The organism is Vibrio plantisponsor (genome assembly GCF_013041605.1).
GTDB classification, from domain to species: Bacteria; Pseudomonadota; Gammaproteobacteria; order Enterobacterales; family Vibrionaceae; genus Vibrio; species Vibrio plantisponsor.
Genome location: NZ_JABEQC010000002.1, coordinates 21,308 through 37,624 on the forward strand (window position 1 = coordinate 21,308; position 16,317 = coordinate 37,624).

At 44.6% G+C, this 16,317-nt stretch carries 15 protein-coding genes; all 15 read left to right on the forward strand.

What is annotated here, in order from left to right; translation table 11 throughout:
- The first annotated feature begins 10 nt into the window (after positions 1-10).
- Entirely contained in the window at positions 11-1,714 is a 1,704-nt protein-coding gene (gene mshL / locus HKI82_RS03445) for a pilus (MSHA type) biogenesis protein MshL (protein WP_171137230.1), read from the forward strand.
- Between the two features lie 5 nt (positions 1,715-1,719).
- Positions 1,720-2,562 carry an ExeA family protein gene (locus tag HKI82_RS03450; protein ID WP_171137384.1) on the forward strand — a complete coding sequence of 281 codons (843 nt, stop codon included), beginning with the start codon at positions 1,720-1,722 and terminating at the stop codon, positions 2,560-2,562.
- Positions 2,562-3,740 carry a tetratricopeptide repeat protein gene (locus tag HKI82_RS03455; protein ID WP_171137232.1) on the forward strand — a complete coding sequence of 393 codons (1,179 nt, stop codon included), beginning with the start codon at positions 2,562-2,564 and terminating at the stop codon, positions 3,738-3,740. Before HKI82_RS03450 ends, HKI82_RS03455 begins: the two co-directional genes overlap by 1 nt.
- Complete coding sequence (locus HKI82_RS03460; protein WP_171137233.1) at positions 3,730-5,454, forward strand: GspE/PulE family protein; 1,725 nt, start codon at positions 3,730-3,732, stop codon at positions 5,452-5,454. Before HKI82_RS03455 ends, HKI82_RS03460 begins: the two co-directional genes overlap by 11 nt.
- Positions 5,455-5,478: 24 nt before the next feature.
- On the forward strand, positions 5,479-6,702 hold the full coding sequence (locus tag HKI82_RS03465) for a type II secretion system F family protein (protein WP_171137234.1): 1,224 nt from the start codon (positions 5,479-5,481) through the stop codon (positions 6,700-6,702).
- A 117-nt stretch (positions 6,703-6,819) separates the two neighbouring features.
- Positions 6,820-7,389: a prepilin-type N-terminal cleavage/methylation domain-containing protein gene (locus tag HKI82_RS03470; RefSeq protein WP_171137235.1), complete on the forward strand. Its 570-nt coding sequence runs from the start codon at positions 6,820-6,822 to the stop codon at positions 7,387-7,389.
- Between the two features lie 30 nt (positions 7,390-7,419).
- Complete coding sequence (locus HKI82_RS03475) at positions 7,420-7,920, forward strand: type II secretion system protein (RefSeq protein WP_171137236.1); 501 nt, start codon at positions 7,420-7,422, stop codon at positions 7,918-7,920.
- A gap of 13 nt (positions 7,921-7,933) precedes the next feature.
- Positions 7,934-8,404, forward strand: coding sequence for a type II secretion system protein (locus HKI82_RS03480; RefSeq protein ID WP_171137237.1), 471 nt, complete (start codon positions 7,934-7,936; stop codon positions 8,402-8,404).
- Positions 8,404-8,946, forward strand: a complete 543-nt coding sequence (locus HKI82_RS03485; RefSeq protein ID WP_171137238.1) for a type IV pilus modification PilV family protein — start codon at positions 8,404-8,406, stop codon at positions 8,944-8,946. The genes HKI82_RS03480 and HKI82_RS03485 overlap by 1 nt, the downstream gene beginning before the upstream one ends.
- The gene (locus HKI82_RS03490; protein WP_171137239.1) at positions 8,946-9,644 is read left to right on the forward strand and encodes a PilW family protein; all 699 of its coding nucleotides are present in this window, start codon (positions 8,946-8,948) and stop codon (positions 9,642-9,644) included. The genes HKI82_RS03485 and HKI82_RS03490 overlap by 1 nt, the downstream gene beginning before the upstream one ends.
- Positions 9,634-10,083 (forward strand): MSHA biogenesis protein MshP, encoded by a 450-nt coding sequence (locus HKI82_RS03495; protein ID WP_240956644.1) that lies wholly within the window; start codon positions 9,634-9,636, stop codon positions 10,081-10,083. Before HKI82_RS03490 ends, HKI82_RS03495 begins: the two co-directional genes overlap by 11 nt.
- Before the next feature lie 470 nt (positions 10,084-10,553).
- Entirely contained in the window at positions 10,554-13,709 is a 3,156-nt protein-coding gene (locus HKI82_RS03500) for a DUF6701 domain-containing protein (protein WP_171137240.1), read from the forward strand.
- A gap of 149 nt (positions 13,710-13,858) precedes the next feature.
- Positions 13,859-14,902: a rod shape-determining protein gene (locus HKI82_RS03505; protein WP_042489310.1), complete on the forward strand. Its 1,044-nt coding sequence runs from the start codon at positions 13,859-13,861 to the stop codon at positions 14,900-14,902.
- A gap of 49 nt (positions 14,903-14,951) precedes the next feature.
- Positions 14,952-15,839, forward strand: coding sequence for a rod shape-determining protein MreC (gene mreC, locus HKI82_RS03510; RefSeq protein WP_171137241.1), 888 nt, complete (start codon positions 14,952-14,954; stop codon positions 15,837-15,839).
- Positions 15,829-16,317, forward strand: a complete 489-nt coding sequence (gene mreD / locus HKI82_RS03515) for a rod shape-determining protein MreD (RefSeq protein WP_042489304.1) — start codon at positions 15,829-15,831, stop codon at positions 16,315-16,317. The genes mreC and mreD overlap by 11 nt, the downstream gene beginning before the upstream one ends.

Here is a 16,317-nt window from a genome sequence, read left to right on the forward strand (position 1 = left end):
AAGAATTCATATGCGTAATATGATCATCGGCGTAGTGATGGTGAGTTTAGTGGGCTGCTCTATGGGGCATCGTGACCCAGTGGAAGCCAAACAATCGCTGAATCAGGCTATTAATGAAGCGAATAGCCGCAATTTAGAAAATCTACCGCCATCGGTAGAAGCGGATCTTATGCCTGAAATGGACGGAGCTATTGCAACCACAGAGCACAATCTAAAGCGTTTTCGAATTCAGGCCAATGGTGTTCAAGCAAAAGCGTTTTTTGCCAGCTTAGTGAAAGGTACTGAATACAGCGTTGCTATTCACCCAATGGTAGAAGGCACAGTCACGGTCAATTTATCTGAAGTCACACTTGATGAAGTGTTAGATGTGGTTCGCGATCTTTACGGTTACCAAATTGAAAAAGTCGGCAAGGTTATCCAAGTTTATCCTGCGGGCTTGCGCACTGTGACTATACCCGTTGATTACCTGCAATTTAAACGAAGTGGTCGCTCACTGACGACTATAACTACAGGTACGATTACCAATACCGACACCAGTTCAAGTGATAGTTCATTGTCGAGTAATCGTTCAACTAGCTTCAGTCGTACAAGTGATGGAAGTAATGTTAATTCTGATAGTAAAACAAGTAGTGACCGTGGTGGTACAGAGATTGAAACGCTGAGCGAGAGTGATTTCTGGCCTCAGCTACAAACCGCCGTTGCTCAGTTGGTTGGTTCTGGTCGTGGTCAAAGCGTAGTTGTAACACCGCAAGCGAGTGTGATTACGCTGCGTGCGTATCCAGATGAGATTCGCGAAGTTCGCCGCTTTTTAGGTATTTCTCAAGAGCGTATGCATCGCCAAGTGATTATGGAAGCGAAGATTCTAGAGGTCACTTTAAATGACGGCTACCAGCAAGGAATTAACTGGAACAAGATGTTCACTTCAAACGGTGTAAATTACAGTATTGGTGTAGGAGACACATCGTCGGCGGGTACTGTCGTGAACTCTGGTTTAGGTAGTTTGGGCAGCACAGTTGCGGCTCTACCCGGTATTGGCACCATTGGCACGCTACTCGGTGGGCAAACCAACATTGTGATGTCGAGTGGCAGCTTTGAGTCGGTATTGAGTTTTATGGCAACGCAAGGCGACCTGAATGTGCTATCAAGTCCTCGCGTTACCGCTGCAAATAACCAAAAAGCCGTGATCAAAGTGGGGACGGATGAGTACTACGTTACTGATTTATCCAGTGTGGTAGGCAGTGGCGATAATTCTGAAGCGTCTCCTGATGTGGAACTAACACCATTTTTCTCGGGTATTTCACTGGATGTGACCCCTCAAATCGATGACAAAGGCCACGTGCTATTACATGTGCATCCTGCGGTTATTGAAGTTGAGCAACAAAATAAGACCATCACATACAACGACAAGGTGATCTCTCTGCCTTTGGCGAGAAGTTCGATTCGTGAATCAGACTCTGTAATTCGTGCCAAAGATGGTGATGTGGTGGTGATTGGTGGTTTGATGAAAACCAATACCTTGAACCAAACATCGAAAGTCCCGTTTTTAGGCGACATACCCGTGTTAGGCCACGCGTTTCGCAACACATCTCAAGTGACACAGAAAACTGAATTGGTCATCTTGCTAAAACCTACGGTAGTTGGTGTCAACACGTGGCAAAAAGAGTTGGAGCGCTCACGTGATTTGTTGCAGGAGTGGTTCCCTGACTCTGAGTAATGAATATGTATTTGGAGCACTTTGGTCTTACACAACAGCCTTTTCAATTAACGCCTGATACTGGTTTGTTTCTGGGGCTAGACCCGCATTATGAAGCAATTCAAACCGTCAGCGCGGCTCTGCAGATGGGTGAAGGTGTCATTAAAGTAACCGGTGAAATCGGAACCGGTAAAACCATGGTGTGTCGAATGCTGCTCACTCATCTCAAAGAGTATGTCCAGCTGATATATTTACCCAATCCAGCCTTGAGTGGTGACGATTTACGTACGGCGATAGCAAAAGAACTGAACATTAATGAATGTTCTAAAGTGGGTTTGGTTGAAGCTATTCAGGCGCGACTTATTGAATCCCATCTCAGTGGAAAACGAGTGGTAGCTTTGCTGGATGAAGCCCAAGCGCTATCAGACGAAGCGCTTGAAGTGCTGCGGCTGTTCGGCAATTTGGAGACAGAGCAAACCAAGTTATTACAACTGGTATTGATTGGGCAACCAGAGTTGGATGAAAGACTCGAACAATACCATTTAAGGCAGTTTCGTCAGCGAATTACCTTTAGTGCCAAGTTAAGACCATTAGATATGGCGGAAACCGTTGCTTATATTGACAATCGACTGTCTAAATCAGGCTATCAAGGTGAGCTGTTCAGTTTGAATCAGAAGAAAGCGATTTGGAAAGCGTGTCAGGGAACCCCTCGCCTTATCAATCAGGTGTGTCATAAAACCCTGTTGCTTGCTTTCTACGAAAAGACCCTGCGGGTGAGAAACCAGCAGCTATACGCCGCTATTCACGATACGTACGATACTTGTAAACCCAAACATAAAACTCCAGTTATCTGGGGATGGAGCCATTGATGAGTGTTATGAACAAAGCTTTATCTCAACTTGCCGATAAGCAGCAATCATCACTTGACCCGATCGAGAAAGCGCACGTTGAGCCAATCAAAACACGTCCAATTTGGGTATGGATGATGGCAGGGTTTGGTCTGAGTTTAGCGGTTGGCGGTTGGGCTGTGTCGCAGCAAGCGCCGGAAGTACAGAATGCCCAAGTCAGCATTCAACCAATGCAAGTAAAGGCGTTTGTTGAACCTGCTCCCGTTGTTGCTTCACCAACACAGAAAGTAAATCAGGCATCAGTGGTGGTTTATCACTCCGCGCCGATTGAAGAGCCTCTATTGGAATCTCATCTAGTTAGAGAAGAAGCAACAGACGCTACCAATTTTGCACAGCCTGTTGAACCAGTAATCACAACGCCAAAGGTCATTGCTTCAAATGAGGCGGCAGGGAATCAAACACGCATTCAAAAGCCTGTGTTGTTAGCGAGCAATACCACTTCTGCACCAGTGAACTCAGGTTCAGCAACTCAGGCGCCTGTAACGGTTTCTTCAGAATCGAAAAGCGTACAAGAGAACACAGTAACCATTGAGCAGGTAGAAATGAGCCCTGAAAAACTGGCAGAAAAAGCAATTTCCCGAGCAAATAAAGCAATGGATTCTAGCGATTTTCAAAATGCGGTCAGTGCTTACAGCGAGGCTCTTCGTTATACGCCGGATAATGAATCTGTACGTCAAAAATTGGCGGCGTTGTATTACGGTAAAGGTGAAGTGCGCAAAGCATTTGATCTGATGCAGCGTGGTATCGAACTAAACCCTGAAGGTGAAACTTTGAGAATTGCGCTGTCAAAATTGTTGATGAAAGAGCAGCAAGCAGAAGCGGCATTAACACCGCTCGCTTATTTACCTGCATCGGTAAGTGTGGAGTATCTTTCATTACGCGCGGCGTTGGCGCAAAAAGTGAAACAGAATGAAATTGCACTAGAAAGCTATCAGAAGCTAACTGAGAAAGAGGCGAACAATGGCCGCTGGTGGCTGGGTTTAGCGATTCAGCAAGAGCGTTCGTTTTTGTTAGAAGAGGCGAAAGCGTCTTATCAAAAGGCGTTAACAAAGGTTGGGGTATCGATTCAGTCACAAGCCTTTATTCGTAATCGTCTAGATGTGCTGAATCACCTAGAGGAGAACAACAATGCAAATTAAGTTAAGAAAACGACTGGGTGACTTGCTGGTCGAAGAGGGCATTGTTACTGACGAACAGATTGGGCAGGCATTGTCAGCTCAGAAGAATACTGGTCGTAAGCTGGGTGATACCTTAATTGAGTTAGGCTTCTTATCTGAACAGCAAATGCTGAGCTTTTTGTCTCAGCAACTGGCGATTCCGCTGATTGATTTGAGCCGTGCGACGGTCGATATTGACGCGGTACAGCTGCTTTCCGAAGTTCATGCACGCCGTCTGCGTGCACTCGTGATTGGCCGCAATGGCGATACTCTGCGTGTCGCAATGAGTGACCCTGCGGATTTGTTTGCTCAGGAGTCCCTCCTCAACCAACTGTCTCAGTACAGCTTTGAGTTTGTTATCGCACCAGAGAAGCAACTGGTGGATGGTTTTGACCGTTATTACCGCCGTACCAAAGAAATTGCCTCTTTCGCTGAACAGTTACAGGCTGAACACCAAGTTACAGAAGCGTTCGACTTTGATATTGCTAATGATGACAGTGAAGAAGTGACGGTTGTTAAGCTGATTAACTCGCTGTTTGAAGATGCGATTCAGGTGGGGGCGTCGGATATTCACATCGAGCCAGATTCAAAGATATTGCGTATTCGTCAGCGTGTGGATGGCATTCTTCATGAAACGGTTTTAAACGAAGTGGGTATCGCATCAGCGCTCGTTTCGCGACTAAAGCTAATGGCTAATCTCGATATTTCTGAAAAACGTCTGCCGCAAGATGGCCGATTTAACATCCGAGCTAAAGGACAGTCGGTTGATATTCGTATGTCGACAATGCCTGTGCAATATGGTGAATCGGTTGTAATGCGTTTATTAAACCAGTCCTCTGGTATTCGGGAGCTGGATAAATCAGGTATTCCTGACGAGCTGTTACTGCGCTTCCGACGTCAGCTTAAGCGCCCGCATGGTATGATCCTCGTCACAGGGCCGACAGGTTCGGGTAAAACAACCACTTTGTACGGCGCGCTAAGTGAACTGAATGAAGTGGGCAAAAAAATTATTACGGCAGAAGACCCTGTGGAATACCGACTGCCGCGAGTCAACCAAGTACAGGTGAACTCTCGAATTGGTCTGGATTTCTCGACTTTATTGAGAACCTTCTTACGTCAGGATCCCGATATTATCCTGATCGGTGAGATGCGTGACCAAGAAACCGTGGAGATCGGTTTGAGAGCCGCACTAACTGGTCACTTGGTTTTGAGTACCTTGCACACCAATGATGCTGTGGAAACCGCATTACGTTTAATTGATATGGGGGCTCCTGGCTATTTAGTCGCGAGTGCTGTTCGAGCTGTGATTGCTCAGCGATTGGTACGTAAAGTCTGCCCAGATTGTAAGACGCATGATGAGTTGGATGAAGCTCAGAAGCAGTGGCTTGCGGTTCGTTTTCCTAACCAAGTTAATTCACAATTTGTGCATGGTCGAGGCTGTCAGAACTGTAACCTAACGGGTTATAAAGGTCGTATTGGTGTCTTCGAAATGCTGGAGCTTGAGCACCATATGATGGATGCATTGCGCGCTGATGATTCTATCGGCTTTGCCAAAGCCGCCCGAGCTTCAGAGAACTATAAGCCATTGCTCGCATCAGCGATGGAGCTGGCAGTTAAAGGTATCGTCAGTATTGATGAAGTCATGGCGTTGGGTGAAGGTGAAGCTCACGCAGCCGCTGAGCCTATTTATCTGTAAGGCCAATTATCTGTAAGGAAAGGTATGCCGACTTATCAGTACCAAGGACGCAATTTAGATGGCAGCGTTACGAAAGGCAGCTTAGAAGCCGTTAACGAAGATGTTGCTGCTGAAACATTGATCAATAAAGGGATTATCCCTACTTCTATTAGTGAAGGGGCATCCGGTGTTGGTATGGCCACTATTGATTGGAAAGAGTTGTTTGCTCCAGTTGTCCCACTGGAAGTATTGGTGATTTTTTGTCGCCAGCTGTACAGCTTAACCAAAGCAGGCGTGCCTTTACTGCGTTCAATGAGAGGTCTGGCGCAGAACTGTGAAAACAAGCAGTTAAAAGATGCATTGGAACAGATTTGTAGTGAAGTGACCAATGGTCGCAGTCTTTCCGCTGCGATGCAGATGCATACGAAAGTGTTTAGCTCACTGTTTGTATCTATGGTTCATGTGGGCGAGAACACAGGTCGATTGGATCAAGCTCTGCTGCAATTGGCGAACTACTATGAACAAGAAGTGGAAACCCGTAAGCGAATTAAGACTGCAATGCGTTATCCCACTTTTGTTATTGGCTTTATTGTTATTGCTATGTTCATTTTGAACGTCAAAGTAATACCGCAGTTTGCGACTATGTTTAATCGCTTTGGTGTGGACTTGCCTTTGCCAACCAGAATTTTGATTGGTATGTCGAACTTTTTCGTCAACTATTGGATGTTTATGCTGGTAGCAATGGCGATAGCGTTTTTCGGTTTTCGATCTTGGTTGGGGACATCAAAAGGAAGAGAGCGCTGGGATAAGTTTCGTTTGCGAATGCCGATAGTTGGTGGAATCGTCAATCGAGCACAGTTATCTCGATTCTCACGTACGTTTTCTCTGATGTTGCATTCAGGCGTTCCGTTAAATCAGTCTTTGGCATTGTCAGCTGAGGCTTTGGATAATAAATTCCTCGAAGCTCGCTTAATGGAAATGAAATCTGCAATTGAAGCCGGTAGCAGCGTTTCATCAACGGCCATTAATGCCAATATTTTTACGCCTCTGGTGATTCAAATGATCTCTGTAGGCGAAGAAACGGGACGAATTGATGAGTTGTTGCTGGAAGTCTCGGATTTTTATGACCGAGAAGTGGATTATGACTTAAAAACCTTAACCGCTCGGATTGAGCCGATTTTACTGGTGATTGTTGCTGATATGGTATTGATTCTGGCTTTGGGTATTTTCTTACCTATGTGGAACATGATGGATGCGATGAAAGGATAACTTATTTAATAAAAATCCTTTAAAAACATTGGCTTTAATGTTTTATTGACGTAGCGCATGCGATATTCCGTATGAGGGTAGGTATAATTCCTCTGCTGAAGAGGTATTGGTTCTAAAATGAATAAGAGAGTGCCGGGTTTTTCTTTACTCGAATTAATCATTGTTGTCGTTATTGTCGCCTTATTAGCTGTGACGGCTTTACCTAGGTTATTAGGTACGATTGATGATGCAAGAGAGGCGAGTATTCAAGGTGTTGCCAGTGGTTTTTTATCTGCTGTTATGGCTGCGCGAACTCAATGGGAAGCTCAGGCAAGGCCGTCGGTAATATCTGGTGGTGAAAAATATAACCTCGTCGACTATGACGGTGTGGAGTTTTGGCTCACTCGTTCAAAAACGAGTGCAGGCAGCAGTACGGGATTCAGTGATGGTTATCCGCTAGCTTTAAGACAAAGCGTTTATTCGGAAACGATTACTGATCAAACCTGTGTGGATTTGATGGAGAACTTGCTTCATAGCTCTCCAAAGGTAGGGACAGCCGCTGAAGTAAGTAGTGATGCCTCACTGCAATATTCAGCCATCGCTGATAATGCCAATGCTAGTTGTACCTATATACAACAAGAAAAGAGCAGTGCACATCAGTTTGTTTACAACATAAAAACTGGTCGCGTAGCGGTCACTTTCAATTAATTTTTAGCTTGTTAGAAAGAGAGATAGTTCATGAAAAGACAAGGTGGTTTCACCCTTATCGAATTGGTCGTAGTCATTGTAATTCTGGGTATCCTTGCAGTGACAGCTGCTCCTCGTTTCCTAAACCTACAAGGTGATGCTCGCGTTTCTGCGCTACAGGGGTTAAAAGGCGCAATGGATGGTGCAGCTGGTATTGTTTATGGTAAAGCAGCGATAGCTGGAATAGAGAATCAGGCATCAACAGCGACTACTCCACCTACTGTTGGTGATGAAAATATCACTACTAACTATGGGTATCCTACTGCTGATGAAGATGGAATTGTAGCCGCTGTTAAAGGGTTTGATGACGATTGGGCTTATGCACAGGTGGGTGATCCTGCAACGAGTTTAGTTGCAACATTTTTAACAGATAGCATTACTGATAGCTCAGATTCTGCCGCCATTATAGCGACAAAATGCTATGTTACATACACTGCTGCAACATCTGCTTCTGAAGCCTCAACAGCTGTCACGGACACTGATGGCTGCTAATATTGGTGAGTAAATGCAAAGAGATCAAGAGGGTTTTACATTAGTTGAACTGATAGTCGTGATCCTTTTGGTCTCTTTTCTTTCTATCTACGCTGCCAGCCGTTTTTCCGGTGTTTCCAGTGTTTCTGCGTTTGCCGCACAAGAGCAAATCATCTCTATTATTCGTCAAATTCAAATTGACCGAATGCAATCCAACTTATCTTCCACTTCGGCAAACAGTGATTATGCTTTGCAAATAACCAACCACTGTATCGGCTCAGTACAGGCATGCAGCTCTGCTAATGATGACCGAAGAAGTGACTTGTTGCGGAATGATGAACTCACATTCACCAGCTCGCCTTCTCTTTCCGTTATTGAATTTAGCTTGTTGGGCAATCCTTTAGGTGGTGCGTCTAATGGCGTGACAATCAATATTGCCTCATCTGCAAACTCGACATCACTATGTTTGAACTCGGAAGGCTATGTGGCGAAAGGAAGTTGCTGATGAAACGTAGCAACGGATTTACGCTGGTTGAAAGTATTATGGCTATGGTGATCCTTGGGTTTGCCATGGTGACTCTCGTGAGTTTTCTTTACCCTCAAATTGAGCGTTCTGCGACGCCGCATTATCAAACTCGTGCTGCTAACTTAGGGCAAAGTCTGATGAGTCAAATTCTTGCACGAGGCTTTGATAACAACAGCGATTTTGATGGTGGGCAATATCGCTGTGATGAACCGGATAGGAATGGGGTAGTTAACCCATGTTCTACTACATTGGGACGTGATTCAGGCGAAAGTAACCCCGCTCAGTTCAACGATGTTGACGACTACATCGGTTGCTGGTGGACAGACAGCACGAACGATTGTGGAGGTTCAGGGTACCCTCTTAGCAATATTCTGGGCACTGAGATAGCGAGTAAGTATGCGCATTTCACGGTAACAATCGATGTTAGCTACGACACCGCGACCATGAAGAAAATCCAGATCAAGATTGATACTGGGCGTTACGGTGAGTTCGATTTCACTGGTTTTCGAGGAAACTACTAATGAAAGTTCGTGGTTTCACTCTGGTTGAAATGGTCTTGACCATGGTGGTGGGCGCTATTTTGGTTTTGGGTATTGCGGGGTTTGTGGAACTGGGCAGTAAAGGCTATTCCGATACCGTAGCAAGGCAAAGATTGCAGACTCAAGCCAAATTTGTATTAGAAAAAATGACCCGTGAAATTCGCCACGCAGTACCAAACAGCTTTGCTGTTAGTAGTTCTGCCGGACAGCAATGTTTATCGTTTTATCCTATTGTTTATTCTGGTTTTTATGCTTTGTCCGGCAGTGACAATAAGATTCTGAGTTTTATTGTCGGAAATACACCGGCTCCCTCTAGTTTTGATGGGCTAAGGATGATTATTAATCCGTCGAGACAAACGGATTTTGCTGTGGGGCAAAATACGAACTTCCCATTGAGCGGTAGCAACACCACTTTTACTCTTTCTTCTCCGTTACCGAGTCAGTCGGTTGCCCAAAGGCTGTTCATATACAAAGATTTGGTGAGTTATTGCTTAGACTTTTCTGCACAAAGCGTGACTCGTAATGGTATCCAAGTCGCCGATAGCGTTAATTCGGGAGAGTTCAGTTACGCACAACCCACTCTGCAAAGAGGTGGCGTGGTGTATCTGGCATTAACTTTTGCTCAAAATGGCGAATCCAGCCACTTTGATATTGATGTGCAGGTGCTGAATGTTCCATAGAAAACGTATGTTCCCTAGCGCTAAAAAGCAGGCTGGCAATCTCTATATCGTCGCTATCTTTGTGATTGTGGTGATGGGCTTTCTTGCCAATGCGCTTGCTCGTATGGAATGGTCAAACCGAGATGCATTATCGAAAGATCTTTTGGGAACAAGAGCATGGTTTGTTGCTCACTCAGTTAATGAGTTAGCACTTACTCAGTTGTATCCATTGAACACAGCTAACAGCGTGGTTGCTAATGTGTGTCTTAGCAATTGGGGAAATGTGCAAACTAAGGCAAATAATTTGATGACTCAATTTGCAGGTTGTTCTGTGAATACTCAGTGCTATTCACTAATCCCATTAGATTCAGTGAATTATTACAAAGTTGAGAGCGTCGCTGTTTGTGGCAGCGGGCAATATCAGGTTGAGCGTAAGCAAGAAGTTTGGGTGAAGGAGTGATCAGAGTGAGATTAGGACGAATATTGAACTCTCTACTTGTATTGTTTGCATGTTGGTCTAGTTTTGCGATGGCTTTTGATGCTGCTACGTGTTCAGCTTTAAAGTCGAATAATAATTTCAGTATAAAATATTCTATTTCAGAGGCTAAGCTCCGAGAAGTTATCTATGTGGAGAAAGGTGTGGGGAATGCTAAGGCTTCAGCATCTCCTATTGCATTGTGGACTAATAGCCAGCTAATTTCCTCTCCTGTTATAAAGGATAAAGTCACTGAAAAAGATAAAAGTTATAATATCTGGTTAACTTATGACACCGAAGATACAGCCAATAAACAGGGTATACTTTATTATTATCTTCTTCAGGACGGTAGTTGGCAATTAATTGAGAGTACCCTTGCGGATTTAACGGATTTAGACTCTGTTAATATAGATATTCTTGGGTCTCAAGTATCAAACTTGGAATGTGAATCAGCTTTGACCCTTCCCCCACTACCAGAAGCACCAACTCCTCTCGGAGTATGTGATTTTTTCCCGCAACCAGTTCAAAGTTGGATTACAAAAGATACTAATTATTCTGTGTATGACGATTATCCTTCAAGTGAGCTGAACTTATCGGACGTCACTGCTTCTATTTCCGGATGGTCTGACAATTATTTAGCCGATAGCCAAAATATATATACTCACAGCCAAGACTGGCCTTGGCCAGATGGACTGTCATGGCCTAATTTGAGGGTCGGTTTTGATAAAACCACGGATACTTGGATCTCTTATGTAAATTCTGAAGCTAGTGGTTGTCAGGGGATGGGGTGCTATCCGGGAGATGATGATGGTTATTTATCGCAGCGTAAAGCGGCAACACCTGAACCCTTAAATGTTACTTTTGACGCTTCAACGTCTTTAGAGATGATTAGCCCCGATAACTATCGAAATTTATGTGATGGTGATGTGTGTGATTATGACGATAGTGGTAGTCAAATAGTAATAACGATTAAACGCGATCTAAACAATTTATCGGTTAATGCCCATACCGGAAAGCCGATAGTATTTAAGTTTTATGGCGGCAGAAAAGTCACCAAACTAACTCTAGGCAATAATTCTGGGCTTTATCTTACTGAATCTGCGAATGTTTATTTTGGTCAAATTATTGTCGACGGGGGTGGAGATACGACTCTGTCTTTCGAAAGCGGAGTGCGATTAAATATCGTTGGAGATGGAACTGATGCTGTCAAGGTAGAAGACGCAGATTTTCAAATGGGTAACCCTATAACATTCAGTTATATAGGGGCTGGCAGTGATTATGTTATTCCCACTTTTTATGGTCCTACGGCAAGTATGCACCTTAAATCTAAAGGTGTATTAAAAGCGTTTATCTTAGCGAAACAAGCGTATTTTGACGTTGATGTATCGATCGAAGGCTCGGTCACTGCAAACTACCTCTGGGTGAACAGTGGTATTCGTGTATCCAGAACTACTGTATCGAAGGATTGTTGGCAGTCCGAAGATCCAGAAGATGACTACACTTTGGTTCTTTCTCCAACCTCAGATATTGCCCTTGTATGTAAGGAGCTTTCGCCAACACTCTCAGTCTTGTCTGATGGCGTTGTTGCCACTGATTTTAATGGTACAGCTAAGGTCAATATTGATGGGATTGTAACCAGTGTTTCTTTTATTAATGGTAAAGCAACGATAGACCTATCCAGTGGAGGGGCGAGTAAGACGATCTCCATCAATGCAAGTTTGGATGGTTATTCGGATGTCAATTCTGTATCAGGCAGTTACCAGTTCGTCCCGTTTAAATTTGCAGTTGAAGATCAATTCGTCATTGCCAATAAACAACAACTGGCCACTGTATCCACGTTGGCGTGTAGTAGCGGAGAACAAGTGGATGTTGGTTTTAATGGACAACCTAATGTGAGCTGGCAGTGGGAAGAACCTAGCAACGGCGTAGGTGTTTTAACTTTCTCTCCAGTTCTGGAGGAAGGCATTTCAACTGCATCAAGTAGTGGTTTGATGCTAGAAGATTCAGGCACAGTGACTGTAACTCTTACCGATGATAGTTTTGATTGTGCCGAATTGGATGATTGCCCAATTGACGGAAATGGTACGCTAAAAGGCCAGTTTACGGTTTACTCCCGTCCTTGGACATTCGCAATTTGTTCGCCAAATAATGCGCCCATGAACGGTAATATTAGTAATGCTTCCAGCGCTGGCTTTACCTCAGCGGGTAATGCGTTTGCGCTAAATGTTCGACCACTGCGTTGGGTTTCAACGGGCAATGACAGTGATCCCGTCAGTGGTATCGAAGCCATAGAAACGTCGAGTTACTGTAGTTCTCCCGTTACACAGAATTTTTTCATTGCAGGTAGTGAGCTGAAATCCACTGTTGAACTAACTCATGCTGTTGCCCAACCAAGTGGCGGGGTCGATGGAACATTGTCAGGAAAGCTCGTGCTTAGCAATAGTGAAAGCGTTAGCAATAGTTACTTGCCATTTAGCGGTTTAGCGTGGAGTGAAGTCGGTGTTCTACGTGTAAATGCTGATACTCAGGCAAGCTATTTTGGCATGAATATCAATCAGGGATATCGAGACATTGGCCGTTTCTATCCAGCGTGGTTATCGCTTATCAGCAACAACTGGAACTACTCATCAAACCATGATGAATTTATGTATATGGGACAGCCCATTGCCTATGATTTTGTCGTTGAAGCACAAAATATGCAGGGCGGGGCGACGACCAACTACAGCAGTTTTAGTCCGAGCCTGATTGCGGATGTGAAGCTTCTTTCGGTTAACACTTCTGATGACAACAGTGAATTCGGTTCTCGTGTCGAAGATTATGATCTGCATTTCTGGGATGGCAGCAGTCAATGGTCTGGTGCTCAGTTGCAGGTGAGTGATGCACCATTTCAATTTAATAAGTTACAAACTACCTCTAGTCCTTTAATTACCCGTGCAGACGGCCCGTATGAAGATGGTTTTGGACTTCGTGTGACTGCAAATTCATCAGGTGTGAAAGTCGATGGCGTGGATTTCAAAACATCAGAAGCACCTAATTTAGAGCTCAACAGTTCAGGCGTTACCTTGGACACTGGTAAGCCATTTTCAGCTCAACCCGATATCCGTTACGGTCGCATGGTACTCGATGATGTGGGCGGAACCTCAACCAGTACCATTTATATTCCTCTGCGCACCGAATTCTGGAATGGCTCACGGTTTATCGAAAACGAGCAAGACTCCGGTTCTACGTTTGTCTCTCTGGGCGGGTATGTGTGTCAGCAAACGGTTTGGTCCGGTTCTGGCTCTGCTTCGAGTGCATCACTTCAAGGTGCGGATTCTGCCGTTGCGGTAACAAATGGTGTTAGCAATAAGCTTTCTGCTAAGCCGCATTCTAATGTGGATGCCAGCTCTTTGAGGGAGCAAATCCGTTTTTGGCTCAGAATGTCAGATACTTCACCACAATTATCAGAAATGAATGTAAGCTGTGGTACAAGTTATACAAATCAACCTTGGTTACAATACAACTGGCGCGATCGGGGCGATGAAGATCCGTCCGCCGTTGTAACTTTTGGGGTCTATCGTGGCAATGACCGCATTATTTTCCGAGGTGAAAGTGGGCTAACAGGACAATAGCAAGCAATTTTTCTTAACCTAAGTTAGGAATATGTTAGAAATTGCGTGTTTGAGTCCATGTTTATGCGTCAATGCCTTGCTGTGACGGCAAGGCATTGGTACATTTAGTGCAATTTTTATCTTCAATTCTTGCAGGATGAACGAAGAATATGTTCAAAAAACTTCGTGGCATGTTTTCAAACGACCTATCAATTGACTTAGGTACTGCCAACACTCTTATTTATGTTAAAGGTCAAGGCATTGTCCTTGATGAACCATCTGTAGTTGCTATTCGCCAAGACAAAGGCCGTGGTGGAAAAACTGTAGCGGCTGTCGGTCATGCAGCTAAGCAAATGTTAGGTCGTACGCCGGGTAATATCTCTGCAATTCGTCCAATGAAGGATGGTGTTATTGCTGACTTCTACGTGACTGAAAAAATGCTTCAGCATTTTATCCGTCAAGTGCATGACAACAGTTTCCTAAAACCAAGCCCACGCGTGCTCGTTTGTGTTCCTTGTGGTTCCACTCAAGTTGAGCGCCGTGCGATTCGTGAATCTGCACTAGGTGCAGGCGCACGCGAAGTGCACCTTATTGATGAACCAATGGCAGCAGCAATTGGTGCTGGCCTACGAGTTTCTGAACCAACAGGTTCAATGGTGGTCGATATCGGTGGTGGTACAACTGAAGTTGCAGTTATCTCATTGAACGGTGTTGTTTACTCTTCTTCTGTTCGTATCGGTGGTGACCGTTTTGATGAAGCTATCATCAACTATGTTCGTCGTAACTACGGCAGCTTAATCGGTGAAGCAACCGCTGAGAAAATTAAGCACGAAATCGGTTCGGCTTACCCTGGCGATGAAGTGATGGAAATTGAAGTTCGTGGTCGTAACCTAGCTGAAGGTGTTCCACGTAGCTTTACTCTAAACTCAAACGAAATTCTGGAAGCGCTGCAAGAGCCGCTAACGGGTATCGTTTCTGCTGTGATGGTTGCGCTTGAGCAATGTCCACCAGAACTGGCTTCTGATATCTCTGAAAACGGTATGGTTCTGACTGGTGGTGGTGCACTGCTAAAAGATCTTGATCGTCTATTAACTGAAGAAACCGGCATTCCAGTTGTTATCGCTGAAGAACCCCTAACTTGTGTGGCTCGTGGCGGCGGTAAAGCTTTAGAAATGATCGATATGCATGGCGGTGATCTGTTCAGCGATGAGTAATGGCTTGTCAGGCACCTTGTAATGAGGTGCCCAATAGGATTGTTATAAGATGAAGCCAATATTTGGTCGAGGACCATCTCTCCAACAACGACTGTTCTTCGCAGTCATGTTATCAGCCAGCCTCATGCTGGCTGATAGTCGTTTAGGAGCATTCGCAAATGTACGTTATTTGCTCAATAGCCTAGTAGCGCCTATTCAGTATGCTGCGGATTTGCCGCGTACCATGTTTAACGATTTTTACTCTCTGTTCAGCACTCGTGATCAACTGTTGAGTTCGAATCAAAGTCTGAAACGTGAAGTAATGACGCTTAAAAGCGACTTAATCCTGCTTGATCAATACCGTGAAGAAAACCAGCGTTTACGTAAATTGCTTGGTTCTGAGTTTGTCCGTGATGAGAAGAAAGTTGTTACAGAAGTAATGGCTGTTGATACATCACCATATCGCCATCAGGTGGTGATTGATAAAGGCAGAACGGACGGTGTCTACGAAGGTCAGCCTGTTATCAATGAAAAAGGTATTGTCGGACAGGTGACGTTTGTTGCCGCACACAACAGCCGTGTATTACTGCTTATCGACCCGAACAATGCTATTCCGGTGCAGAATATCCGTAACGATATTCGAGTGATCGCTTCCGGTAACGGACAAAGTGACGAAATCCAGTTAGAGCACATTCCAACCAGTACTGATATCGATGTCGGTGACATGCTGGTAACGTCTGGTCTTGGTGGTGTCTATCCGGAAGGATATCCGGTGGCTTACATTACCGATGTTGATAAAGATACACGTCGCGAATTTGCTTCGATAAAAGCGAAGCCAGTGGTCGATTTTGATCGCTTACGTTACTTGTTATTGATTTGGCCGAATGAAGACCGCCAACAAAAAGTATTACTCGCAAACCCAGAAGATATTGAAGAGGGCGTAACAGATGGGCAGTAGTGATTGGGGAGGCCGATTTGTTATTTGGGGCTCTTTCCTGTGTGCCTTAATTTTCCAAACGATCCCTTGGCCGGGTTCCCTTGATCTGTTGAGGCCATCATGGATCTTGTTGGTGACCTGTTATTGGGTTCTTGCTCTGCCTCACCGTGTCAATGTGGGTTCTGCTCTGGTGCTAGGGCTTCTCTGGGATTTGTTATTAGGCTCGACTCTCGGTATCCGAGGGATGATGATGTCCATCGTGATTTACATTGTCGCCATGAACTTCCTAGTGATGCGAAATATGGCACTTTGGCAGCAAGCTTTTGTGGTTGGTCTGCTTGCTATGGCGCTTGAAGTGTTGATTTTCTTTGGAGAGTATCTCATTCAGGATGTCACATTTAACCCATTATCTCTCTGGAGTGGTTTAATTAGCTGTATACTTTGGCCATGGATGTTTTTATTGCTGCGTCGAGTTCGACGTCATTGGCACATAAAATAG

Coding starts and splice junctions, on each gene's coding strand:
- mreD (WP_042489304.1), top strand. CDS start 15,829: ATGGGCAGTAGTGATTGGGGAGGCCGATTTGTTATTTGGGGCTCTTTC.
- HKI82_RS03450 (WP_171137384.1), top strand. CDS start 1,720: ATGTATTTGGAGCACTTTGGTCTTACACAACAGCCTTTTCAATTAACG.
- HKI82_RS03495 (WP_240956644.1), top strand. CDS start 9,634: ATGTTCCATAGAAAACGTATGTTCCCTAGCGCTAAAAAGCAGGCTGGC.
- mshL (WP_171137230.1), top strand. CDS start 11: ATGCGTAATATGATCATCGGCGTAGTGATGGTGAGTTTAGTGGGCTGC.
- HKI82_RS03480 (WP_171137237.1), top strand. CDS start 7,934: ATGCAAAGAGATCAAGAGGGTTTTACATTAGTTGAACTGATAGTCGTG.
- mreC (WP_171137241.1), top strand. CDS start 14,952: ATGAAGCCAATATTTGGTCGAGGACCATCTCTCCAACAACGACTGTTC.
- HKI82_RS03505 (WP_042489310.1), top strand. CDS start 13,859: ATGTTCAAAAAACTTCGTGGCATGTTTTCAAACGACCTATCAATTGAC.
- HKI82_RS03475 (WP_171137236.1), top strand. CDS start 7,420: ATGAAAAGACAAGGTGGTTTCACCCTTATCGAATTGGTCGTAGTCATT.
- HKI82_RS03455 (WP_171137232.1), top strand. CDS start 2,562: ATGAGTGTTATGAACAAAGCTTTATCTCAACTTGCCGATAAGCAGCAA.
- HKI82_RS03470 (WP_171137235.1), top strand. CDS start 6,820: ATGAATAAGAGAGTGCCGGGTTTTTCTTTACTCGAATTAATCATTGTT.
- HKI82_RS03460 (WP_171137233.1), top strand. CDS start 3,730: ATGCAAATTAAGTTAAGAAAACGACTGGGTGACTTGCTGGTCGAAGAG.
- HKI82_RS03490 (WP_171137239.1), top strand. CDS start 8,946: ATGAAAGTTCGTGGTTTCACTCTGGTTGAAATGGTCTTGACCATGGTG.
- HKI82_RS03465 (WP_171137234.1), top strand. CDS start 5,479: ATGCCGACTTATCAGTACCAAGGACGCAATTTAGATGGCAGCGTTACG.
- HKI82_RS03485 (WP_171137238.1), top strand. CDS start 8,404: ATGAAACGTAGCAACGGATTTACGCTGGTTGAAAGTATTATGGCTATG.